The organism is Erythrobacter sp., assembly GCF_024305245.1.
Taxonomy (GTDB): domain Bacteria; phylum Pseudomonadota; class Alphaproteobacteria; order Sphingomonadales; family Sphingomonadaceae; genus Erythrobacter.
In genome coordinates this window covers 59,426-83,193 of record NZ_JAMWYX010000011.1, presented here as the reverse complement: position 1 = coordinate 83,193, position 23,768 = coordinate 59,426, and the positions used below count along the sequence as shown (strand labels likewise).

The window sequence follows — 23,768 nt, the reverse complement described above, 5'->3', positions numbered from 1 at the left end:
TCGGGGCACCGGGATGAGCGTCGCGCGGGCTGCTGGCGGCGAGGACAAGGTGCCTCGCACCGAGCGTGGACGGCGGACCTTGCGCAAGCTGCTCGATGCGGCGGCGGAGGAGTTTGGCGAGAAGGGCTTCCACGAAGCTTCGGTCAGCTCGATCACCCGGCGGGCAGGCGTGGCGTTGGGCAGCTTCTACACCTATTTCGATAGCAAGGACGCCTTGTTCCGGGCGCTGGTCGCAGACATGAGCGAGAAGGTGAGGACCAGTGCGCGCTCGGCCCTGTCCGACAGCATGGGCGCGCTGGAGATCGAGCGTGCGGCGCTCACCGCGTTCCTGCGCTTTGCTGCGGAGCACAAGGAAATCTACCGCATCATCGACGAAGCGGAATTCGTCGATCCCGATAGCTACCGCACGCATTACGAAACCATTGCCCTGCGCATTGCCGACCGCTTGCGCGCGGGCGCGGAAAGCGGCGAGTTTCGCGGCGGGCTGGGCGAACTGGAAGCCTGGGCGGTGATGGGCATGAACGTCTTCGTCGGTCTGCGCTATGTCGTGTGGGGTGATGCCGGAATGCCGGCTGAAGATGCTGCCGCCGGGGTCAATCGCCTGCTGGCTGAAGGCGTCCTGCGCCGCTGAGCGCCGTTGGCGCCAACCACCTACATCACTGATTGATGGGCATTCCGGACTGTGGCTCGGATGCGCGAGCCTTTGCATCTGCAAAGGTATAATTGCAATCGATTCTCATTCACATCTCTATTGACTCTCATTCGCAACAAGGTCATTGACGCGGCAACCCTTCGTTTTCAGCAGGATGCCCTTCGCGTGTTTGTGATCACCAAACTTGCTCTTTCCGCCGCCCCTCTAGCCATTCTCGCCGCGCCTGCCGCTGCCGAGGTCGCCTCTGCGGAAACCGGGGCCGAGGCCCAGCAGCAGACCGGCCGCATCACCGTTACCGCCACCCGCACGCCGGTGTTGCAGGAAGAAGCGCCCGCGACGGTCACGATCATCACCGATGAGGATATCGCCGATCAGCTCGCCACCGACATCAAGGATCTGGTGCGGTTCGAACCCGGCGTGACTGTGCGCCGCGCTCCGGCCCGCTTTGGTGCCGCCTTCGGTGCAACCGGCCGCGCGCGCAACGAAGGCTTCACCATCCGCGGGATCGGCGGCAACCGGGTGCTGATCCAGGTCGACGGGATCCGCGCGCCGCAGGGCTTCGCCTTCGGTCCGCAGGATGCCGGACGCGGCGGCTTTGCCGATGTCAGTCTGGTCAAGCGGGTCGAGATCCTGCGCGGGCCAGCCTCGGCGCTCTACGGCAGCGACGGGCTAGCGGGCGCGGTCAGCTTCGTCACCGCCGATCCGGTTGATCTGATCGGGGCAGGCAGCTTCGGCGGTTTCGTCACCTCGCAATATTCCAGCGAGGACAACGAATTCGCACAAACCGCGACGCTCGCCGCACAGAGCGGCAATGTCTCCGCGATGATCGCCTATACAAGGCGCGACTTCGAGGAGCTTGAAAACCGGGCGACCAATGATGGCACCGGCCCGCTGCGAACCGCGCCCAACCCGCAGGACGGGCGCAGCGACGCGGTGCTGGCCAAGCTGGTGTGGGACAATGGGCCGCACCGCGTCCGGCTGACCGGCGAATGGCTTGATACTGCCGTCGAAACCGAAGTGCTGACCGGCATCGGCCCCGCTTTCTTGTTCGGCCCCGCGCCGGTGTGGAATGTCGATGCGCTCAATGCCCGCGACACCAATGAACGGCTGCGTGCCTCGCTCGACTGGACCTATGACGGCAGCGCCGGCGATGTCGTCGAATATGCCTTCCTGTCTGCCTTCTGGCAGGACAACGCGGATCGCCAGTTCGCCTTCGAGGAGCGCACGCCGCTGGGGCCGACGCCTGCACCCGATCGCGAGCGTCTCAACACCTTCGAAAACCGGATCTACGGCGCGGTCGGCGAGGCGCGTTCGTCGTTCGATCTTGGCGGAATGCAGCACCGCGTGGCCATCGGCGGAGACATCAGCTGGACCCGGCAGGAGGGCTTGCGCGATGGCACCTTTCCCGGACGCGGCGAAAGCTTCCCGACCCGCGCGTTCCCGGCTACCGATTTCACTTTGGGCGGCGTGTTCCTGTCCGACGAGATCACGCTGCTTAATGGCGCGCTGACGCTGTTCCCGGCACTGCGATTCGACTTCTACGATCTCAATCCGACCGACGATCCGCTGCTCACGGCGTTCGATCCGCAAGGCCAGAGCGACAGCCGCCTCAGCCCCAAGTTCGGCGCGACGGTGAAGCTGGCCGAGGACGTGATCCTGTTCGGCAATTACGCGCAGGGTTTCCTCGCGCCGACACCTTCGCAGGTGAACAATTTCTTCGAATTCATCGCAGGGGGCTACACCTCGATCCCCAATCCCGATTTGGGACCGGAAACCAGCGAAAGCTGGGAAGTGGGCGCGCGTTATGTCGGGGAAATCTTCTCGCTGCAGGTCACCGGGTTTCGCGGCGACTATGACAATTTCATCAGCCAGCAGGTCATCGGCGGATCTTTCACCCCGCAGGACCCGGCGATTTTCCAGTTCGTCAACTTCAACGCGGTCGAAATCGAGGGGGTTGAAGCGCGCGCCGAAATGAAGCTCGACAGCGGGTGGAACGCACGCTTCGCAATGGCCTATGCCAATGGCGACATCGTCAATCCGGGCGGCGCGCGGGTGCCGCTCGACACGATTGACCCGTTCAACCTTGTCGCCGGACTGGGATATCGCGATCCGGGCGGGCGGTTCGGCGGCGAACTGATCCTGACCCATAATGGCCGCAAGGAGAAGGGCGACCTGGAACGGGCCGCCGACGGCACCGACCTGTTCGTTCGGCCCGATGCTTCGACCGTTCTGGATCTGACCGCCTTCGTCGCCGTGACCGATCGGCTGAAACTGCGCGCGGGCCTCTTCAATCTGACCGACGAGAAATACGCCCTGTGGTCCGACGTGCGCGGCCTCGGGGTCAATGATGCCGCGATTTTCGATGCCTTTACCCGGCCGGGCCGTAACCTGAGCGTTTCGGCCAGCTACCGCTTCTGAACCTGAAAGGAGGACACCCCGATGAACCGTTTGACCCGAATTTTCCTCGCTGCCGGACTTTCCGCCGCAGCACTGGCCGCCGCGCCCGCTCCCGCGGTGGCCGATGCGCCGATCGTGCGCGGCGAGGACGCCGCCGCCGCCGCCTTCGCAGCCGATCGTGAAACCATCCTCGCGATGGCGGGCGATTTCAAGGTGACCTTCGACATGCAGGAGTCCACTGCGTGGATGGAAGGCTACGAACCGCTCGAGCGCAAGGTATCGGGCGGGTACGAATCCGTCCGCGTGATCGAGGATACCGGCACCAAGATCGTGCTGCAGCACCTGCTGGTGACGGGCGATGACGCAAACCCCTACATCGTCAAGCATTGGCGGCAGGACTGGGAATACGAGCCCGAAAAGATCCTGACCTATGCGGGCGGGGACAGCTGGGAATGGAGCGCAGTGCCCGAAAAGATGCGCACCGGGCGCTGGTCGCAGACGGTCTATCAGGTCGACGACAGCCCGCGCTACGCCGGGTGGGGTCAGTGGGAGACGACGCTGGGCGTCAAGCGCTGGCGTTCCAACTGGACAGCGCGCCCGCTCGCCCGCCGCGATGCGATCCGCAATCCCGTCTATGATCACTATATGGGCATCAACCGCCATCAGCTGACCCCGACCGGCTGGATCCACTGGCAGGACAACACCAAGATGATCGCGCCCAAGGGCGGCGCGGGCCGGACAGAGGGTGCCGCGCCGACGCCGGTGGTGCAGGAATATGTGCTCAACACCTATGAACGGTTCGACGGCTACAATGTCGCTGCAGCCGAAGCCTATTGGGACAAGACCAGAACTTTCTGGGACGCAGTGCGTGGCAAGTGGGATGCGGTCGCCGAGGCCAATGGCGGCGTGCGCATCGAACAGGAAGCGGGCGCAGGCACGGCGATTGCCAACGAACTGCTGATCCTCGCCGACAAGATCAAGGCGGGCAAGGAAACGCCCGAAGCCGCCAGCGAAAAGGCGATCGCCATGATCGCCGAAGGGACCGCACGCGGCGGCGGCTGATCGGCTTGCCGGGTTGTGGAGAGGGGCGATGTGTCCTCTCGCCCCTCTTCACACACACGCCGTTCCGGCCCGCGCTTCCCATCCGGCGCGGCGCGCGATAGAGCATTGGCCCATGATCCTGGTCATCAACGCGCTCGGCGACGCCGATCACCTTGCCGCCTTGCGCGAGCGGATCGACCTGCTCGAATGGCGCGACGGACGCGCAACCGCAGGCGCAACCGCGCGCGAGGTGAAGCGTAACCTGCAGGCGGCAATGGGCACATCCGCCGGGCGACGCATGCAAGACGAACTGCTGCCGCTGATCGCCGAGAATGCAGTGGTGAAGGCGGCTGCTCAGCCGCGCCGCATATCTCCGCTCATCATCAGCAAGACCGGGGTGGACGGGCAATACGGGGCGCATGTCGATAATCCCCTGATGGGGAGGGGTGCCGCCCGCCTGCGCACCGACATTTCGTTCACGCTGTTCCTTACGCCGCCGGACGAATATGACGGGGGCGAGCTGGTGGTTCATGCCGCCGGGATGAGTCAGGAAATGAAAGGCGAGGCCGGACATCTGGTGCTCTATCCTTCCACCAGCATCCACGAAGTGCGCCCCGTCACGCGCGGTGAGCGGATCGTGTGTGTGGGCTGGATCGAAAGCCTGATCGCCGATCAGGGGCGGCGCGAGATGCTGTTCGAACTGGAAAACCTGCGCACTTCGCTGCGCCAGAAGTTGCCACTGCAATCGGCCGAACTGCTGACGCTCGACAAGACCATCGCCAACCTATTGCGGATGTGGGCGCACGCCTGAAACCTTGGGCGCGCTGGCCCGTTGGGCCCGGATCGTGAAATACAGGATCAGGCTGACCCCGATCACGCTCGGTCCGGCCCAGATCGCGGGATTGAAGACCTGTTCGGGCACCAGACGGATCAGGCCGACCGACATGAACGCGGTATAGGCCGATATCCCCATGCCGATCAGCGCCCGGAAATGCTCGCCGATATAAGTGCCGCGCGGCGGATCGCCGGGCCGCCAGATGTAGACCTGCTGGATCAGCATGGCGACGATGCCGATGAAGGCGACCAGCATCATCAGCGGATGCCCGACCTTGAACCCGTAAATGCCGCACCATGCGCCTGACACCACCACCGCCGCGATCACTGCCTGATAACGAAGCCGGCGAAGCGCCCGCCGGTCGCGCGAATGGCGCACCACGGCGAGGCCATAATCGACAAAACCGATGGTCAGCACGCCGAGATACAGCATCATCCAGCCGAACAACCCGTCAAACAGCGCGCGGTCGGTGATCTCGGGGTGTCGCCACTCCGGTCCGTACAGCGAAAGCAGTGCCATCGCGATCGCCAGCGAGCCTGCCCCGAGAAAGCCGTAACACGCGGCCTTGCCCCATTTGCGATGATTGGACGCGCCCTTGCGGGTGACAACCGGTCCCCAGAATGCCGCCAGCCCCACCGTTCCGGTGACCACATGGGCAACGACAAGGGCTTCGAACAGCTCCATGCCGCAAGGCATGACATAATCGGGATGACTATCCTAGGTCAGATTTCCTCACCGGTTGAGCATCACCGAACCCGCGACGGCGCAACCAGCACGGCATTGGCAATCAGCAGATCGAGCCCGTCGAGATAGGCGCGGGTCGATGGGTCATGGGCAAAGCCGATCACCAGCCCGCGGCCTTGCCGCTGGGCCATAAGATAGGGCTTGTACGCCAGCTGCCGCCGGTTTTCATCCCACACATAGCCGCTTGCAATCAGGTTCCCCGGCTCGGCAAAGCGCAGCACGTTGACGCCGTCCGCCCGGTCGAGCGGGGTGAAGATCTGCGTGCCGGTCGCCAGCACAACCGCACCCCCGTCATATCCTGCCGAAAGGAAATGGTCGCGTTCGGACACCACGTTGAGCAGCGCGCCGGGCAGCGTATCGGGGAGGGCGCGCTCATCCTTGATCGCCTCGCGATATTCGGCGTCGCTGGCGATTTCGACCGCTTCGGCGAGCGACGCGTCCTTGTCGCCATCCTCCGAGCCGGGTTCGCGGCCCAACGCGGCTTCACGCTTGACGGCGAGCATCGGGGTGTCGCCGTCGCTGAAGGTTTCGAGGCTATCGCCAATCGCCACCAGCACGCCGCCCTTGCGCACGAAATCACGGATGTTGCGCTCGCCAGCATCGCCGAGAGCCGCCGACGGATCGCCCTCCGGAACCAGCAGGACATCGTAATCAGACAGATCGGCGCGGGCGAGCCGCTGGGTGCGGATCGGTGTCACGGGCAGGCCGATGCGCCGTTCGAGCACATAGCGCGCCGCGCCTGCGCTCAACTGCGAAATCCCGTCATCCCATGCGATCGCTACCTTGGGCAGGGTCAACCGGACGAAGCTTTCGCTGCCGAGATTGGGGCCGCTGTCGACCCAGCCCGAATCGAGCGCAACCGTGTGCGCGCCGACCTCGCGGACGAGGGCAGCGAGGCGCGCCATTTGCTCCGGCGTGTTGCTGCCTGCAGGGAAAACCACGGTGCCGCGCGGAAATTCGCGCCCCGCCTTGGCGAACGCCTTGTCGGTGACGCGCGCATCCATCCCTTCGCGCAGCGCCAGCGTGACGAAGCGCGCCTGTCCGCTGTCGTTCCACGGCACGGCAATGGCGAAAGCGCCGGTGCCTTCGATCATCGGCGCAATCGGAGCATCGGGTGCAAGCGGCGCGCCCGAAACCGCGCTGTTGCACAGCGTCACGTCCGTCCCCGCCATCAGCCCGACCGACCATGCGGTGACATCATACAGCTCGTGCGGAAGGTCCTGCGAACGGCGGCGTTCCTGTTCTTCGAGGAAGTCGGGCGGCAGCGGCGTGTCGCGGTCGAGCAGGCTGCGCACCAGCCGCGCGGCGGGCTGGGCCTGCGGCACTGCGAGATAGCCTTGCGGATAGCTCTTTCCGCAGGCGCTGGCCGGACCATCGCGGCGCAGCACGGTAATGCCCTGCGCGGCGAGGCGCCGCCCGAGGCTTTCGGCATTCCAGCGCCGTTCGGCCAGATCGATGAGATAGGTGCCGCGCCCGGCAGCTCCGCTGGCATTGGCCGCGCGATATTGCGCGAAGTCCGACAGAAATCGCTCCGGATTGTCAGCCACCGCGCCCGCAGTCGCCAGACTGGCGGTGAAGTGGTTGTGCACCCCGTCTTCATAGGTCAGCTGCGTCCCGTCACGCCGTTCGAACACCAGCCCGCGCGCCGATCCTTGTTCATAGGTGCTGCCGATCGCGCCCTGATGCGCGTTCCACGTGTCGCCGTACCCGGGATAGAACAGGTCATAGACCTCGCGGGTGAAATAGGGCTCGCCCCGGGCATCAAAGACGGCAGCATTGGCGCGCCCGATCAGTTCGTAGGCGCGCACCTGTGCCGGGGTGAGATTGGGGTTGAACGGCTGGGCGGCGGGGCTGAAGAAATAGGTCTCGTCCCCGCCCATTTCGTGCAGGTCGACCACCACCACCGGGTTCCACTGCCGTATCGCGGCGACCTTGCCGCGGGTTTCGGGCTGCGACAGAGTGAACCAGTCACGGTTGAGGTCGAACATGTAGTGATTGACGCGCCCGCTCGGCCACGGCTCGTCATGTTCGGCGGCTTGCCGGTCGGCAGCAGGCGCGATCCCGCTGGCGGCGAGGAAATTGTTCACGAACCGCGCGCGCCCATCCGGGTTCTGCATCGGGTCGATCACCACCAGAGTTTCGCGCATGATCCGTTCCGCCCGCGCGTCGCCCTGCGCGGCGAGCAGGTGATACGCGGTCATCAGCGCGGCATCGGTGGAGGAGATTTCGTTGCCGTGGACGCCATATTGCAGCCACGTCACCGGCAACGCCGCACCGTTGGACACGCGCCCTGCGGCGATATTGGCGAGATCGGCCTGAACCGCATCGAGCCGCGCGATGTTCTCGGGCGCGGACAGGATCACGTAATAAAGGGGCCGGCCTTCCCAACTGGTCGCATATTGCACCATCCGCGTGCGGTCCGGCGCGGCGGCGACCAGCGCGTTCAGATAGGCATAGGTCTGATCGGGCGAGGTGATGCGTGTGGCGGGCGCGTGGCCGACCGTATCGGCAAGGGTCGGGATCGCGGGATCGAAGCGGCCGTCGATAAAGGATTGCGCCGCAGCCGGTTGAATCATCGCCCACATGGCAACCAGCACGACGAGGCCCCGGCCCCAAATTGTGTTGCGCATTATGTGTTCCCGCTTGTTTGTGTCAGCCCGATGAAAGCGAGCCTTGCCGCGAACACGGCTGCGCGGTCAAGCATGGTGGGGAATTTGGCCCATCAGGCCGATGTGTGAGGTATGCACCATGCCCGATTTAGCACCAGCCGACTATTTAGCACCAGCCGACTATGCCAAAACCTGCATGGCCAGCATATCGACGAGCGATCCGTGCGACGTAGCGATTACCTAGATAAAGCCGGATGGTTTGGATGAAACCGGAGTGCAATTGCAGATCGATCTTGATGTCGGTCTGCTTGCTGAGCTTATCGAGGCGCATTCGTGATGGCGGCCGAATTTGCAGGCTATTCGGACCTTTCAGATCTCCTGAGCTTCCGCACTGCTGAATGGTGGATTTTCCCCTGGCCACGAGCAGGACAATGGTTGTCGCAGGCGCTGAAACCGGGCGCACAGGGCCGCCGCCAGATGGGCAAAAACAGCGCGACGAGTGTCGTTGATGACCACGCTACAGGGCAATGTTTGGTGGGCTCATCACAACCTTGCTTTGGTTCACGTTTTTTCCGCGTTAAGCGGGTGCTTAATGGAATGCCGTGCTGGATTGGAAGCGCCAGCGTGACTGATGCGCACGGCTCACCTGTGGCACGGTTTGGCCAATACGCCCTTGCCACTACAGGTGGCCAACCGCAGGACAAGAAGCCTAGTCCGCAATTGCCACGGTAAGACCCCCATGATAGGCGCCGGGCACGTTTGCGTATAGCATCCTGATCGTGAGTGAGGATCCATAAAATGGTAGAAGGTGAAGGCACAGAGGCCAGCATTGACGAGCGTCTCTCCGAGCTTTCGCTGTCCATCGAGCGCATCAAGGAAGGTCTTGGCCCCAAAAAATAGGTGAGGAAGGAACTGGCAGAGATTCGCCGGCTGGTGGTCGCGCCTCGTGCTGTGCCGATCGACGATCCATCGCGGGGATTTTCATGAGGTTGGCCCGGAAGGAAAATTCGCTTTTATCTTCTGCGATGCGACTCATAACTTTGCGGAGATCGACCGCAACATCCCAGCGCTTCTGGACAAGCTACAGCCTGGTGGCGTGCTAGCTTGCGATGATATCCAGCCCCACTTCGAGGAGTACATCCGCGAAAAATTTGAATGGAAATGGGCCTACTGCGATTCGCTTCTTTTCTACGGTGAACCGGCCTGACGATTTCAGTCGTGATGATCGGGTCATTGGGGGCTGGTGGTTCAATCTTCGCGTGATGGGGGAGGCGGGCATGGCGTCCGATCACTCTGACCTGCGTTTCAATCAGGCGAAGTTATTCGCCGTCGACATCGCTGACCATTACGCGGTTTGGCGGCACGATTGAAACACGGTCAGCCCGCACTCGAACTGGTCGGAAAGGCGCCCGCCGAGATCGCCGGCCAACGTGTCTGGGGCATGCCCCAGACACGTTCCCATCCGATCAAACACCCATCATGAAGGAGCCAGAATTCACCTCTGACTGTTAACAATCAGGGGAGCACGCCGCACGTCAGCCTCTTTGGAGCCAATCACGCTGTAGGTTTCCCTAATCTGATGGGCCGCAAATGGACGCCCCGCACCGCGCTCTAATGTTTTTCGTGGAAACCGGCACCATCTCTTCCAAGTCACTGAAAAGATGGTGGGCGCGACAGGGATTGAACCTGTGACCCCACCCGTGTGAAGGGTGGGAAAAACGGAAAACTGCGGTTTCGAGCTGAACAGAAAACATAATAAAAACAATCTTAGAGGGCCGTTGTTGTTCGTCGTTGTCCGCCCATCTTTTTCATGTTTTTTTCATGGATTTTTTGATAGTGACGCCGGATGCCAGATCTGAGCCGTATTGGAGAGCGTGAAAAGTTGAAGCCGAAGGCGGGCGACGAGCCGCATTGGCATCGTCTTCGGCAAGGCGTCTACCTCGGTTATCGGCCTTCCAAGAAGAAGGCCGGGGGCACATGGTTTGCCCGCTTTTATGATGCGGACGCGAACCGGAATGCTCGCAAGCGGCTGGGCGATTACGGCACTCTGTCAGGCCACGAGGTATATAAGCAGGCCAAGGCTGATGCCGAAACATGGGCCGATACGGTCGAAAGCGGAGGCGAGCGCGCCCGCGACATGGTGACGGTGAAGGATGCCTGCGAAGCTTATCTTGAGCAAAAGCCCGGTTCGATTGCTGAGGGCGTATTTCGGCGGCATGTCTATGATGATCCCATTGCCAAGGTGATGCTCGACAAGCTCCGGCGACACCATCTGAAGGCGTGGCGCAAGCGGCTGGAGCAAGCCCCGGCGCTGGTGACGCGCACGAAGGATCCAGAGAAAAAGCGGATGAAGCAACGATCTCAGTCGACCGTGAACCGCGACATGGTGCCGCTACGCGCGGCCTTAGGGCTGGTGCTGAAGTCGGGCGCCCCGAATACGGATGCAGCATGGCAAGAGGCGCTGCGCCCCTTCAAGGGTGCAGACAGGCGCCGGGAGCTGTATCTGGACCGCGATGAACGCAAGAAGCTGATCAAAGCCACGTGCGACGAGGCGCGCCCCTTCATAAGGGCGCTGTGCCTCTTGCCGCTGCGCCCGGGTGCGTTGGCAGGCCTAAAGGTGAGTGATTTTGACAAGCGCACCCGCGCTCTTACCATCGGCAAGGACAAGAACGGCAACCCGCGCCAACTTACCATCCCGCAAACGACCGCCGACTTCTTCGAACTGCAGGTGGAGGATAAACTGCCAGCCGCGTCGATCTTCTCCCGCACCGGCGGCGCGGCTTGGAACAAAGACACTTGGAAACACCCGATCAAAGACGCAGTGGCTGAGGCTGGCTTGCCCGGAGCCGCGGCCGCTTACACCTTACGGCATAGCGTCATCACCGACCTGATCCGCGCTCGCCTGCCGATCCTCACGGTTGCGCAGCTATCGGGCACGAGTGTTGCCATGATCGAAAAGCACTATGGGCATCTAGTGCGAGACGATGCCGAGGATGCTCTTGCAACCCTTGCCCTCTGAAGCGGACATGTGAAGAAAAAAGAGCCACCGTCGAACTAAAATCGTCGGGAAGACCGTCCGATTTGCGAGCATTCGGCACCAGTAACTTTTAATCAGCGGGTCACAGGTTCGAATCCTGTCGGGCTCACCAATTATATCAGTAATATAGCAGAGAAAAGTGGAGATGGCACCGGGTCATTTCTGCGGATCAGCAATCACATGGCAATCACCTCGGGGTCAGTCGCACTCTAAGGTAGGGCGGGCGGTGATTCTTAGCCCCGTCGCCTTATGTGACGGGGCTGTTTCGTGAAGAGTTCACAAGCAACCTCAGCGATTGGTCAAATGCTATTCCCAATTCTCCTTCGGATGAGTAAGCTCTTTTGGCGGGGTAATCGGATGCCCCAATGGGGGGTGAGATCAAAATGAGGTGGAGCTGGTTTTCTGCGCTTGCACTTTCGGTGCTTTCCGTTGCCGCAATACCTGCTGAGGCGCAGCAGCCCGAGATCGCTGCCCAATCCCAATATGGGGATGCAAAGACCTGGGGCTTTTTAGCCAAGCTGGCGGGGCGTGACTATATCGCTTGCGAGACTTGGGGGGGTGTTAAATGCGAAAAAACTTATAGCGCTCCGGTTGCTGTTCGAGAGATTCCTGGTGGGTATGCAATCCACGGGAAGAGCGGTGTTACAATTTACGTCACTGATCAGGCAGGACAGCCGCTCATCATGAGCGGGGGTGAAATTTCTCCGCTGCAGTTAATCTCCTCCACTTCGAACGAAATGGTTCTGAAGTTCCAGGATTCGACCTTCATTTATAGCGAGTGGGAGGGGGTTCCGACCGTTACAGTGGTCGAAGAAAACAAGGTCCAGCGAAGGCAGCCTTGGGTAGATAGATCTCGACACCCAAAAAGGTATGCGAAAGATTTCTTTAGAATACACAGCGCGGCTGGCGCGCCCCCTATCTCCTCGCCATACAGGCCCGTTGGAGCGGTAAGTGAAACCCTCGTTGCTCTGCTCGGCCGAGAAGCCATGCCGCGCAGTTCGAACAGCAGCCAAGCAAGCGACGACGGCAGCCATGCGCGAAGTGTGCGTAAGGGTCTCGGCGGCGTTTTTGGAGGCGTGGTCGGAATGCTTGCTGGAGCAGAACTGACCCAAGGTCTAGGACTGACAGAAAGCATTATAGCTACGGCCGCGAGTGCCGCTGCCGGCGCTCTAGTGGGAAGTGGTGAAATCAGTCCGGAAGACGCTCTTGCCGCGACAACAGCTGTCACCGATGGGATGGCTCAAGGTTATGCAGATGCTGCCGCCCAGAACGCTCAAACGGCGGCGTTAATTTCGCAAGCAAGGATCGCTGATGACCTCTATCGTCAGCAGCAAATGGCGCACACGCAATCAGCAGTTGAGTCAAAAGCCAAAGCTGATCGAGATGTTATTACGCGAGTTTTCGCCGAAGCAGAGGCGTTTCGAGCAGTTGAGATGCAAAAAGCAATCGCAGCGGGCGACGTGGCGCGTCAAACCCATATTGCTCAACAGTCCGCCGCCGCGATGCAATCTGTGCAATCATTTGGTTTGGAAAATCAGGTTCGAGAGTCCGCTAGGAAGATCGCTGAAGCCAACCAGGCGGCGTTTCCACAACAAATGGTCAATACCGCCGCGAGGCCGCAGCAGCCTGTCACCCCATATCCTAATGATACTGCAGCAGCTAGCGTGTGCATCGATCCGAATATGCCAGTCTCCTACTTTGCGCGACCAGAACTTGCTCACTGCAACAAGACCAAGGCCCCCAACTCTGGGAATGCACAAATTGCTAGCAATGGTGCGGCCAACCCCCCTGTTGGCAATTCAACAACTGGGAGCCAAATTCAGGGTCCGACCACTCCAGACCGATACGGAAATAGCGTCAACATTCCCAACCAAGGGGGTGGGTCGTCCAGTCCGCAAATGGTCACTTGGATGGAGGGGATCGCAATTTGCGACCAAGCGACCATCGGCAAATGGCGGTGTCGGGGGCCTCGGGATTCATCGTCATTTTATTCCAGCTTGGAGAGCAATCTTAAGGAAGTTTGCAGCAATTCTCGTTCCCTAGGCACCCAAAATGGTTACTCCATCTTTGGGTGTGGCTATGGAATAAATCCTAATGAAAATCTGCCATTCAGAGAGGCGCATCATTTCGATTGGATTCGGGAGTTAAACCTAAGCTCCCCTCCTGGTCGTCGCCAATTCCGATGCCCAAGTTCACAGAGCAACAGTTGCTTGAGTTCGTAGCTTGGTGCTCATTTGAAGAGAAGCATTGCTAGGGTGTATGAATGGTCAGTCTACTCCGGCCCGTGATTTACCCGACTAGCCGCGCAGGTCATTGCGGGCGGCACTGGGTGGCCGAGAAATATTCCTTGCAGTTAACGGTCAGCGATTGCTGCAATGGAGCCATGGGCGCACTTTGAGAGGCAAGGCTACGACTGACGTGATGGCGTGGACGGCCCCATCGCCCCCGATCGCATGCACCTGAAAAACACTCTTTGCCAGATCCGATCCGACGTTAACAATCGCACGCTTCATCTGCCGACTCCTAGGCGTGGACCTACAGCGGCCGCATCATGGCACAACTAGGCTGGTGCAGGGGCCGTCCACGCCATCACGTCAGCGGGCGTGCCTTAAAGGCTCAATCCCCTAATTTCACGGGATAAGTCTGGCCTGAATTTTCGAGTAATGATATCGACTCCTCGACGTCACCCGCCGTGAGCCCGCCTAGAGTTTTTCCATCGAACCGCATTCTAACCCTCACGTTAAAGGAAAAGGTTCTGCGAATTCGCCTCATATGAGGTTTTTCGCTTCACAAGGCCACCTAAGATCGCTATGCCAAACTTCAGTAACATCGAATCAATGCGTGAGCTTCTGGAGTTGGCCTGTCGATTGCCGGAGAGAAGGATCAATCCGCCTGAGATCGATATTGCCAATCATTGGGAGCCATATACGGTAACCGATCTCTCTTCGCTCTCTCGGTTCACTGATGCTGGCGCTTGGGAGTTTATTGCGGACTGTATCAAGGGCGATTGTCCAATCCGATACAAGCCAATGTCGGCGCTACATCCCGATCATGCATACGAGGCGGTTGTTGTTCCACCCTATGGCAATCGGGGCATCTATATGAAGATTGCAATAAGGCCGCCAATTAGACGTATAATAGGACTTAGCTTCCACTATGCACGAACTTCTTGATGAACTATTTGGTCCAGCTCCATCTGGATTGGGAGGCGATAATGCCTGCTCTTGCTCCGGGTCAACCAGCGAGCGCTTCGTTACGGAGCGGGTAAAGCTCAATGAAGACGACTTCTTCGAAGTCGAAGTGCCCATTTTGCGTTGCGATGAGTGTGGTTTCGAATTTAGAGACCACCGTGCAGAGGCCTTGCGCCATGCTGCGGCTTGCCGTCACGAAGGTCTTCTCGCCCCAAATGAGGTGAAGGCAATACGTGAATGGCTCGGGATGACGCGCAAGGTTTTTGGGGAGGCGTTTGGGATTCCGCCTGCATCGATGGAGCGCTGGGAAAACGGCAAGCTGATGCAAAACAGAAGTATGGACACCCTCCTCAGAAGTCTTCAAATTCCAGGTGTCGCGGCAGCGCTTGACCGGAGGCAAGTTGAGGACTTTGCGGCTAAAGGTAACGTAATCTACGTTAACTTTGGCGCCCTGTCTCTCCGCCCCGTCTCTGAACAGGAAGATGCGCTTCGTCGGAGCCGGACATTCAACTTGCAAGCGATAGGCTAACGTGTTCTGCGTCACATTCTACTCGTTCAAGGGCGGAGTAGGTCGGACGTTGGCTCTTGCTAATGTTGCAGCGTCACTGGCCTGTAACGGTCGGCGGGTGCTTGTCGTTGATTTCGACCTTGAGGCTCCAGGCCTGACTTCTTTTCCGGCATTTAAAGCCGCGGAAGAAGTCCCAGGGATCGTCGATTATGTGAGCGACTATCTCCGCAGTGGCCGAGCTCCCAAAGCGAAGGATTACATCAAATCCTGCGAACTCATTTTTTTAGAGAATGATGAGGATACTGGCGAGACTTTTGAACGCAGTATCTCGATAGACGTTATGCCAGCCGGTCGGGACGCTGACGAGGGTTATGCGACCCGCCTTTGCAATCTCGACTGGGGGCAACTTTACTCTACGCATAACGGTTTTCTACTGATGGAAGATTTGCGCGCGCAATGGCAAAACGCTGGCTACGATTATGTGTTAATCGACAGCCGCACGGGCCATACCGATGTTGGCGGAATTTGCACGCGGCAGTTGCCTGACGCAGTAGTGGCTGTGTTTTTCCCGAACGAACAGAACTTATCAGGACTTAAGCAGATCGTCCGTAGCATCCGGCGGGATGGGGCTCGTCCACAGCCAATCAAGCTTTTGTTTGCAGCCTCCCGCATACCTCGGCTTGATGACGAACATGGCCATCTGCGGAACTGGATCCGGCGCTCTAATTTGGAGCTCGAAAACCACGATAGCAGTTTGCTGAAGATTGAGCATTATGACAGTCTGATGCTGCTCGATCAGGCCATCTTTGTATTGGATCGGCCGAAGACGGGCTTGGCCCGACAGTATCGGGAAATTGCATCTAGTGTGGCCCGGTTAAATCCTGAGGATGCTATCGGTGCATTCGACTATCTGAATCTAATTGCGCCGCCTCAAGGGTTGGTTCGATTGGGGGCTAGGCCGGAGCGGCCCGATCCCAATCGAATGGAGAGCATCGGTAGAATCCACGCGGATGATGCTGTGGTTCAGTGGGCTTTAGCTCGAGCCTACCGTCGGATTCGAAATTTAAAGAAATCCTTGGAGGCTTGCGATCTTGCACTCGCTGCTGATGGGAAAACGCAGACAAAAAATCGGAATATGGAAGATTTACGGGCGAGAGTGCACTTCGTTCGTATGAAAAATCTAGCGGATATTGGAAGTGACGAAAGTGCACGGCAAGAGGCGCAGTCTATTCTATCGAGCGCTACAATGCTTAATCCGATACTGCTGGATGCGTTGACATTAGTATCAGGTAACTCAGATTTTGATGTGGCCAAATTGCTCGGTTACCCTGCATTTAATAACGCTAGTTCTGAAAGTTTATTTGAGTTCGCAGAGCAGTTGGCTGGGGTTCCTGGGCTATCAGAAACGACAGCGACAGTGGCAGAGGCCGCCTTGCAGCGGCACGATCCCGAAGATGACCTTGTGATTGACGATATCACATCAATCCAACTCGTTTTAATTGAAACTGGTAACTTCAGCAGCGCCTGCAAGATCGGCGAACTTTCCGGCCAATCGATCGAAAACCTGAATGTTTCATTTAACACTGCTATGGCAGATTGGGGATCTAATGGAGCTCCTGACAAGAATAGATTCGCAAGGACTGCTAAATTATTTGAGCAACAGCATGCGAACGTAGATGAAGCAAATTTCGAGCAGTGCAAAGCTCTTACCTATGCGGTTCTCGGTGACATTCCGGTAATGAAGGACGCCGCAGCAAAAGCTCTTAAATACATCGAAAATGCAGGACGGAACACCTTTAGCTGTTGGACATATACAGAGGTTTCTGAAGAAGAATTCCGAAGCCACGTCCACAAGATCCTCTCCTCGGCAGAGGGTTCGTCGTTAGCTCCGGAATTCATTTCGAGAAAACAAAACTGACGACGATTAGACCATCTCAGTTTGGTGATACATACGGTCCAACATATCCATTCTTAATTTTGCGAGAGGCTTAGTATGTGTTTCTGCGACTTGCAAATTGCCGACACACCAATTGGAGATGTTGTGTAGCAGTGCCGTTTGGTCCACCGCGATCCGTCCATTGGCCCGCCAGAACGACAATGCGATAATGGCGGTCAGCACGCAGTCCATGCTGACCCGTTCGCGCATCGACCGCCATTCCTTAGCCGATTTGGGTTGCTCGATGTCCGCCTTGCCGATGAATAGCTCGGTTGGAAGGCCAAGACGCAGGCCGATCTCACTGAGATGCGCCCAGTCCCGGCCTTGGCCCTTCAGTTCAAGTGCAAGGTCGATGTGCGGGCGCCACATGCCCGGGCGGAATGCGACAGGAATGCCGCTCCGTAGCTGGCGGGGCAACACCAAGCTGTATTCCATGGCCGCCAGGTTGAGCAGCGGAAGTTCGGCAGCAAGGCCACTGTAGGTGACAACATGCGTGTCCGGACGAGCGCGAAGGTGCTCGAACAAGTTGGCGACCACCTCACGCTCGTCCCCGTGATCGTGGGTGGTCCACGAAGAGAGGCCGACGATGCTGATCGCACCGCCGTCATGCAGTTCAAGATCAAACGCGGCCGCCGCCATGATGCGTTTGCAGGGTAAGCGCCTGCGCTGGTGGCCATTGCGCATCAGCTCTCCGGCTCTGACCGGATCGATCTGGCGATAGGCTTCATGGAGTTGCTCGTCCCACGCTGCCTCGATGTCTATAAATGTGTATTTCAAAATCATTTTTCCTTTCATGGGTTGGACCCGCCAACCCCATTCCCTCTCTGGTAACTTGTGATGTCGAGCCGCGCGGGTGCCACGGCCGGTGCTGGCTTCTGAGTCGCGTTTAGAACGGGAGTGGCCTGACCTTCTCGAGGATTCGCCAAGCTTGGAAGGCGGCGATTAGCGACCGTGCTTCAGGGCTGCGGCAGAACGATTTCACGTAGATCGACCACATGGCCATCGCCGTCTCCGGGGCGCGGCGGTTGCGCATGATCGGCGTTGCGTTGGGTTCTGGCATTTCCAGTCCATGCGCCTTGCCTACGGCGTGCAGCTGCTCATCGGTCAGCGTTACCGGTAGAAGCGTTACGCCCGGCAAGCGCTTGGACAGGATTGTGTTGTCCAACGGCGGCATGACGTCATGACGTGCTGCCGTCTCCAGCATTTTGTGTGCAGGAACCACAGGCTGGCGAACCAATAGCTGCGCACCGGGTGGGATGCGTTCGACCAGACCTTCGATGATGGCCGCACGCGTATCGGTCGGATCAAACCGGGCATGGATAAGATCGAAGGTGGCCTCTCTCCGCCTCGTCTTGATAGCCGTGAAGAGTGCGAGGCTGGAGATCAGCGAACGCGGTTCGTATTCCGGACGCGTTCGGATAATGATTAGCGATGACAGGATTGGCGGATGGCCTGAGCCATGATGATGCATGAAATTTCCTTTGGGCAACAGCAGACGGGCGGCACTCCGATGGGGAGCACCGCCCGTCTGGTGGTGAGGCAATGATGGATCGCCGCTTGGTCAGTGAAAGGTTGCGTCAGACGGCATGAGGTGAATCTCCCAGCTTACGTGTCGAAAGTGGCCGCTGCCAGTTGTCAGCAAACGCATGCGGCGAATGAGTTCGTCTCAGGCCCGCTCGACGCCTTCCTTCACCCGTGAAGGCCGGGACACGGGACGATCGACAAGCTGACCTGCGGCCGTCATTTCAAACGCCCGCTGGCGATCGGTGCTTACGAGAATAATCGGTGCGCCTATCTGGCGATGAGCGGGCAGACCATACCGCGTCGGCCGATCCCCGAGCACATCTCGCGGGCCTATGGAAAGCGCTCCACTGTCCGCTCGGCGGTCGAGCATGTGTTCACCGGCCAAAAACACCGCATTAGGCTGTTCATCCGCACCATCTGTATTGTCCGTGCGCGGATAATGATCCCGATGGCGAACCTCGTCCATAACTTCCAGCACCTCGCTCGGCTTGAGGGGCTAAGTGCGCCTGCATAGCGCCCAAACCAGACACTGAGCAGCGCTCCGGCGCGGAAAAGCAAGAATACGAAGCCAAAAAGATCGCCCTCACCGCGCCGAGGCGAACATCAGCAACCTCGCGACCACGTCATGCTGAAACATTGGGTTCTTAGAGGTATTCAACCGTTGCACGTGACTGTGCTCGATCTGTCAGCCGACTCAACTTCCTTTGTAGGCGAAACGCCGCCAATTTCAATTAGCGGCGTATTTGCTTCGTTCGCGAGCAAGCATCAGGCGTAAAGGAGTTTTACCTTCTGTTTACGCTTGGCCAAGCGAATAGCTCCGCCGACCGCGCCAAAACCAACGATCATCATCGACCACGTCGCCGGTTCCGGCACTGCTGAAATAAGAGCGGATTGAACGGCAATAACGGCGCCGTTGTTAGTGCCAGATACCGAGATAAAGGAAATGCCCTGGCTGCTTTGAAAGCCTGCAAAAGATAACCCGCCGTTCAACGATGAATTAGCGACGTTGACCGTCCCCAACAGCGCGTTAGTCGAATTAAAAAAAGAAACGTCCAAAGAGTAAGGTCTGACTTGGCCCACAAATAGTCCGACCTGGCCAAAGGCTTGACCAAGGGTCAAAATCAACCCTTCACCGTTGTTGGTGCCTGAAGTGATGCAGCCTTTCAGACAATTTTGAGAGGTCAGGTGGGGTGAAAAGGAGATCAGGCCAGATCCAGAAGGGCTGGTGACCGTAAAGGGACCAAATACCTGGGGCTCGGGCACGAATGCAAATCCAAAAGGGCGCCCAAAGGATACAGAAGTCGGATTGTTGAAATCGTCAGCAACGATTTCAGCCGCGTTTGTTGCTGTAGCCGTAAATATAGCAAATGCGCCGCAAGTGAGAGTCAGCAGTGAGTGCTTATTCATAGTGTCGTTCCTCAGCAAGTTTGGGGTCTGGCCGAACAGATTTGAAATCTTAATAGCGAAAGAAACTGCTGACTTACATTCATAAACAAAACAATTTGTGTAAGCCTACATTTGCATAATGGGAATTCGTAAAAATATATAAAATTGGCTTAAATTTTTCATATTTCTTGAGCTGACGGTAAGTGATCAATTTGATAGCGGAACTGAGGGTGTGCCTCGATATTTGAGCTTTGTCGTTGAGCCTCGCGGTCAGCTATAACATAGCATCGGTCGGATCGGCGATCGGGGGATCTTCGAGCGATATCATTTTTTGTGATCAGCCAAATATAACGTAGGCTTGATGCGCCCGGCGGTTATGGCTCTCAGGAGACGTTGCGCAGTCCACATTTCGGCCTCGAGCAGGCTTTCACGCAGCCACTCGGCCACATCAGGCATTCCCATGCATGAGCTAGTGCTGGCAGCGGATGCCGAAAAAGGATTATTACTTTCCGAACTCACGAATCCGCCGAGCTTGCCTGTTCTTAGATCGGCATATGAATTTGCAGCAGCGGTGCCTACAGATGTGGCGTTTACTACATTTGCTTGGGCGCGCACATTCACTGTTTGCCCGGTATCTTCAGAAATTATTGGCGGGGTGTTCGAGGACGCATTGAAGAACCCTGTTGCAATAGCTTGAGTATAAAAACTATCATTGCTTCCTACCGATGACTGAGCAAAAGCGACAGAAGCCCATCCGCTTGTAAGAACCACCGCAACTGCTAGATTTCCCCAAGATTTCAACATCGCGTTCCCCAATTTTTCAACCGCTAGCTCACATGCTCAATAGAAAGTTAAGCTACTCTCGAAAAGGGCCGATCAGCTTCCCCCAAATGGGGGGGGGAGCGAAATATGTTGAGGCGTGCAAAATGCTTGATGGGTTTAGTGTTCACGCTGTGATGGAGGTTTTGTGACGATGGACGCTCTGGATCACGCAAAACGACTCGTTTCGCGTGCCGCTCTTTCACTTGCGTCTTGGGAAGAGGCGGTTTGCGCCGTCGCAGCAGCAACAGGTGGCCAAGTCGGTCAGCTAATTTCCCTCGGCATGCGAGGTGATCTGCGGTTCAACATTATGACCGGCGTTGACCCTGCTGCTCTCGAAGAGTTCAACTTAGTCGGTGGCGGAGATCCCTATGTCAATTCGCGTGTTCGCGCAGGTATGTTGGCACCTGAGATGGATTGGTTTGGGGATGCCCTACTAACGCCAGAGCAGGACGCTGCCCGCTCCCCCGCTTTCGCCGACTGGATAAACCGCAATCAGCTCGGCCAGTGTCGGCTGATAAATCTGGTAAAGAAGGATGGTGGCTTAGTTGGTGCTGGCGTGGTGAGGGATCCCAGTCAGGATGGTTTCTCCTCGTTGCAGCTGACCGTTCTGAGCGAACTAGGCGGCGCTATGCGCAATGCAGTAATGACGCAGATGATAATCGAGGGAGATCAGGCAGCGATCGTCGCCGGTAGCTTCGACGAGATAGGGCGAGCGGTTTTTGTATGTGGGCGAGATGGGCGAATCGTAGCCAGCTCGGCCTCTGCCGAGCGCCTGCTATCCGAAAGCCGTTGGCTCACATCCCGAGGGCAATATCTCATTCCTACAAACCAGGGGTTTGCGAGACAATTCTCCGCGTTAATGTTTGACTCAAGTATGGGGCGCCGCACTGCCGGCGTGAGTGATGATGCAATGGTATTGCGTGATGCTGATGGTGCGCCTCTGCTCGTGCGGATGCACAGGTTTCCTGATGCCGATCCGTTCCGCCTGACCAAAATGGTATTGGTAATACCTTGTGTTGCAGAAGGCCGCAAAACCGACCTGTCCCGCATGGCTGCGCAGCTGTTCGATCTTACTCCTACAGAGGCACTGGTGCTTGCTCATATCGCCAGCGGCCGTAAGCCCGATACCATAGCTCAATTGATGGGTATAATGCCGAGCACCGTTCGCTCTCATTTGAAGCGGGTTTTCTCCAAAACAGACACCAATAGTCAGCTGGAGGTCAGCGTATTGCTGATGGGCTTGATTTAACAATTGATGGACGGTCGCCTTCCTTCGCCGAAACACATTTTTGTATGATAATTGCCGGAGCCAACTCTAGGCTGGAGATCAGCGAACGCGGTTCGCATTCCGGACGCGTTCTGATGATGATCAGCGATGACACGGTCGGGGGATGGTCTGAGCAATAATGATGCATGAGATTTCCTTTGGGCAAAAGCAGGCGGGCGGCACTCCGATGGGGAGCTCCGCCCGTCTGGTGGTGAGGCAATGATTGATGGCCGCTTGGTTAGTGGGCGTTAGCGTCCAACGCCATGATGTGGATTTCCCAACTTTCATGCCGGAATTCCCCGCTGTCCGTGGTCAGTGCACGCATGCGGCGGATGAGTTCAGCCCAGGCCCGCTCGATTCCTTCCTTCACCCGCGCAGTCCGAGGGACTGGACGATCGACAAGCTGGCCAGCAGCGGTCATTTCGAATGCACGCGTGCGATCGGCGCTGACCAGAATCATCGGTGCACCGGGCCGGAGCAGGCAGGGTTCAACCGTGCCGATCAGGATTCCCTCGTCGACAGGACGAAGCAAAACGAGATCGCGGCACTCTGTGGTGATGTTGTCCGCGAAATTCGCCATCAGCCAGTTGCGGCCTGAGCGCAGGGCAACATCGCCAATCACCTCGATCCCCTCTGCCGATGAGCCGTTGCTGGCGACTACGCCGACATTGCATTCGCCGAGCGGCACGTCGATTGGTGCATTGGGATATTTCATCGCCCTAATGAAGGCATAAGTCAGTGGTCGCCGGGGGCAGGCCCCGCCGAGGTTCAAATCAATCATTCCTATTTCCTTATTGGAGTGACGGCCCGCCCATTGCCGGGCGGACCTAAGCCCTTTTTTCCTTCTCTAAGGCAGGCTCACTTCACCGGACTTCAGCCAAATACCTCGCCTTGCGTTCGACCGGCTTCCAGCTTCGCTCGTATCGATAGCGTTCGGTAGCAGGCAGTTCGACGACCGTCGGCTGTTCGCCAAAGGTATCGACATACCACTGCATTTCGGCATCGAAATCAGCCTCGCGGACATGCTTGTGCCAGACGCCGCTGCGTCCTTCGGACCGGTAGCGATAGCGTTTGTCCTTGAGCAGATCCCGGAGATGATAGGGCGCATAGGTAGCTTCGAAACGCCACGCCTTGCCGTCCATTGCGGCCAAAACTTTGGCGATGACGCTTTCGCCGTCGCGGCACACATGATCCAGCAATTCGATGAGCGACAACACATCGTCCCGTGCCCGGTGAGCGTCGGCGTTGAAGCGGCCCATCTGCATCAACAGGTAGTTCTGTGGCCCCGGCTCGAACCCAAGACTGCGCCAGGGGACATCGGCCATGGCGCACCCCCACGGCATCAGCGGCAGACCACGCAGCAAGGCTTCGGCGAATGGCCGATCGAAGCCGCTATTGAATGCGATCACCCCCTCGCAGCCGGCGATGAACGCGGTGAGTTTCTCGCGCATGATCTCCTTGCCCTGCACCATAGCGTCGGTGAGGCCGGTCAGCTCGACGATCTCCGGAGGCAGAGGATGGCCGGGATCCTCAACGCCCGAGCCCATCCCTTCAATCGCTGCGATCCGTCCGTTCGCATCAACCAGCACGACGGCCGCGCAAATCTCGATTACCCGATGGCGGCTCCAATCGAGACCCGACGTTTCGGTATCGATGACGGCAATTCGCCGCAGCGGCTGACTGCCGGCCACCTCCCGCGGCCAGTCTTCGCGCTGCCGCACCGGTGTGAGCAGGCGCTGCTCTTGCTGGCTTCGTGTTTCTTTGCGGCCGCCCGGGTCGATCCCGGTCGCAGCGTTATTCTGATTTACGTCATTCATAA

General features: G+C 58.5%; 19 protein-coding genes and 1 pseudogene. 12 read left to right on the top strand and 8 right to left on the bottom strand.

Annotated features, from left to right (window positions below; all coding sequences use genetic code 11):
- Positions 1-13 precede the first annotated feature (13 nt).
- The 4 genes from Q0L48_RS14215 to Q0L48_RS14200 all read left to right on the top strand — a co-directional run bounded on the left by Q0L48_RS14215 (position 14) and on the right by Q0L48_RS14200 (position 4,901).
- Positions 14-631 carry a TetR/AcrR family transcriptional regulator gene (locus Q0L48_RS14215; protein WP_296722105.1) on the top strand — a complete coding sequence of 206 codons (618 nt, stop codon included), beginning with the start codon at positions 14-16 and terminating at the stop codon, positions 629-631.
- Between the two features lie 186 nt (positions 632-817).
- Positions 818-3,070 (top strand): TonB-dependent hemoglobin/transferrin/lactoferrin family receptor, encoded by a 2,253-nt coding sequence (locus Q0L48_RS14210; RefSeq protein WP_296722036.1) that lies wholly within the window; start codon positions 818-820, stop codon positions 3,068-3,070.
- 21 nt (positions 3,071-3,091) lie between these two features.
- The gene (locus Q0L48_RS14205; protein ID WP_296722035.1) at positions 3,092-4,111 is read left to right on the top strand and encodes a DUF6607 family protein; all 1,020 of its coding nucleotides are present in this window, start codon (positions 3,092-3,094) and stop codon (positions 4,109-4,111) included.
- Positions 4,112-4,223: 112 nt separating this feature from the next.
- On the top strand, positions 4,224-4,901 hold the full coding sequence (locus tag Q0L48_RS14200) for a Fe2+-dependent dioxygenase (protein ID WP_296722032.1): 678 nt from the start codon (positions 4,224-4,226) through the stop codon (positions 4,899-4,901).
- On the opposite strand, the gene Q0L48_RS14195 is transcribed toward Q0L48_RS14200, so the two are convergent.
- The gene (locus Q0L48_RS14195; RefSeq protein WP_296722030.1) at positions 4,875-5,609 is read right to left on the bottom strand and encodes a SemiSWEET family transporter; all 735 of its coding nucleotides are present in this window, start codon (positions 5,607-5,609) and stop codon (positions 4,875-4,877) included. The genes Q0L48_RS14200 and Q0L48_RS14195 overlap by 27 nt on opposite strands.
- 62 nt (positions 5,610-5,671) lie before the next feature.
- On the bottom strand, positions 5,672-8,299 hold the full coding sequence (locus tag Q0L48_RS14190) for a M14 family metallopeptidase (protein WP_296722029.1): 2,628 nt from the start codon (positions 8,297-8,299) through the stop codon (positions 5,672-5,674).
- 315 nt (positions 8,300-8,614) lie between these two features.
- Between Q0L48_RS14190 and Q0L48_RS14185 the strand changes: the two genes are divergently transcribed.
- From Q0L48_RS14185 to Q0L48_RS14160, 6 genes are all read left to right on the top strand, one after another.
- Complete coding sequence (locus tag Q0L48_RS14185; protein WP_296722027.1) at positions 8,615-9,010, top strand: hypothetical protein; 396 nt, start codon at positions 8,615-8,617, stop codon at positions 9,008-9,010.
- 214 nt (positions 9,011-9,224) lie between these two features.
- Complete coding sequence (locus Q0L48_RS14180) at positions 9,225-9,485, top strand: class I SAM-dependent methyltransferase (protein WP_296722025.1); 261 nt, start codon at positions 9,225-9,227, stop codon at positions 9,483-9,485.
- Between the two features lie 639 nt (positions 9,486-10,124).
- Positions 10,125-11,297, top strand: coding sequence for a tyrosine-type recombinase/integrase (locus Q0L48_RS14175; protein WP_296722023.1), 1,173 nt, complete (start codon positions 10,125-10,127; stop codon positions 11,295-11,297).
- 383 nt (positions 11,298-11,680) lie between these two features.
- The gene (locus Q0L48_RS14170) at positions 11,681-13,537 is read left to right on the top strand and encodes a hypothetical protein (protein ID WP_296722022.1); all 1,857 of its coding nucleotides are present in this window, start codon (positions 11,681-11,683) and stop codon (positions 13,535-13,537) included.
- Positions 13,538-14,471: 934 nt separating this feature from the next.
- Positions 14,472-15,035, top strand: a complete 564-nt coding sequence (locus tag Q0L48_RS14165; protein ID WP_296722021.1) for a hypothetical protein — start codon at positions 14,472-14,474, stop codon at positions 15,033-15,035.
- A 1-nt stretch (position 15,036) separates the two neighbouring features.
- Complete coding sequence (locus Q0L48_RS14160; protein ID WP_296722019.1) at positions 15,037-16,932, top strand: AAA family ATPase; 1,896 nt, start codon at positions 15,037-15,039, stop codon at positions 16,930-16,932.
- Positions 16,933-16,938: 6 nt separating this feature from the next.
- Here the strand turns inward: Q0L48_RS14160 and Q0L48_RS14155 are convergent, their stop codons facing one another.
- Positions 16,939-17,745 (bottom strand): hypothetical protein, encoded by an 807-nt coding sequence (locus Q0L48_RS14155; RefSeq protein ID WP_296722018.1) that lies wholly within the window; start codon positions 17,743-17,745, stop codon positions 16,939-16,941.
- A gap of 91 nt (positions 17,746-17,836) precedes the next feature.
- Complete coding sequence (locus tag Q0L48_RS14150; RefSeq protein ID WP_296722016.1) at positions 17,837-18,421, bottom strand: hypothetical protein; 585 nt, start codon at positions 18,419-18,421, stop codon at positions 17,837-17,839.
- Between the two features lie 339 nt (positions 18,422-18,760).
- Here Q0L48_RS14150 and Q0L48_RS14145 point away from each other — a divergent pair.
- Positions 18,761-18,988 (top strand): annotated as a pseudogene (locus Q0L48_RS14145) (IS5/IS1182 family transposase); the annotation flags it as partial.
- Between the two features lie 251 nt (positions 18,989-19,239).
- Here Q0L48_RS14145 and Q0L48_RS14140 read toward each other — a convergent pair.
- Entirely contained in the window at positions 19,240-19,881 is a 642-nt protein-coding gene (locus tag Q0L48_RS14140) for a PEPxxWA-CTERM sorting domain-containing protein (protein WP_296722015.1), read from the bottom strand.
- Between the two features lie 303 nt (positions 19,882-20,184).
- Positions 20,185-20,664: a hypothetical protein gene (locus Q0L48_RS14135; protein ID WP_296722013.1), complete on the bottom strand. Its 480-nt coding sequence runs from the start codon at positions 20,662-20,664 to the stop codon at positions 20,185-20,187.
- Between the two features lie 169 nt (positions 20,665-20,833).
- Here Q0L48_RS14135 and Q0L48_RS14130 point away from each other — a divergent pair, with 169 nt between their 5' ends.
- Positions 20,834-21,931, top strand: a complete 1,098-nt coding sequence (locus tag Q0L48_RS14130) for a helix-turn-helix transcriptional regulator (RefSeq protein ID WP_296722012.1) — start codon at positions 20,834-20,836, stop codon at positions 21,929-21,931.
- Between the two features lie 256 nt (positions 21,932-22,187).
- Here Q0L48_RS14130 and Q0L48_RS14125 read toward each other — a convergent pair whose 3' ends face one another.
- Both Q0L48_RS14125 and Q0L48_RS14120 read right to left on the bottom strand, forming a co-directional pair.
- A complete protein-coding gene (locus Q0L48_RS14125; RefSeq protein WP_296722011.1) occupies positions 22,188-22,730 on the bottom strand; it encodes a hypothetical protein in 543 nt (180 codons plus the stop codon).
- Positions 22,731-22,812: 82 nt separating this feature from the next.
- The gene (locus Q0L48_RS14120) at positions 22,813-23,766 is read right to left on the bottom strand and encodes a 3'-5' exonuclease (RefSeq protein ID WP_296722009.1); all 954 of its coding nucleotides are present in this window, start codon (positions 23,764-23,766) and stop codon (positions 22,813-22,815) included.
- Between the last annotated feature and the right edge of the window lie 2 nt (positions 23,767-23,768).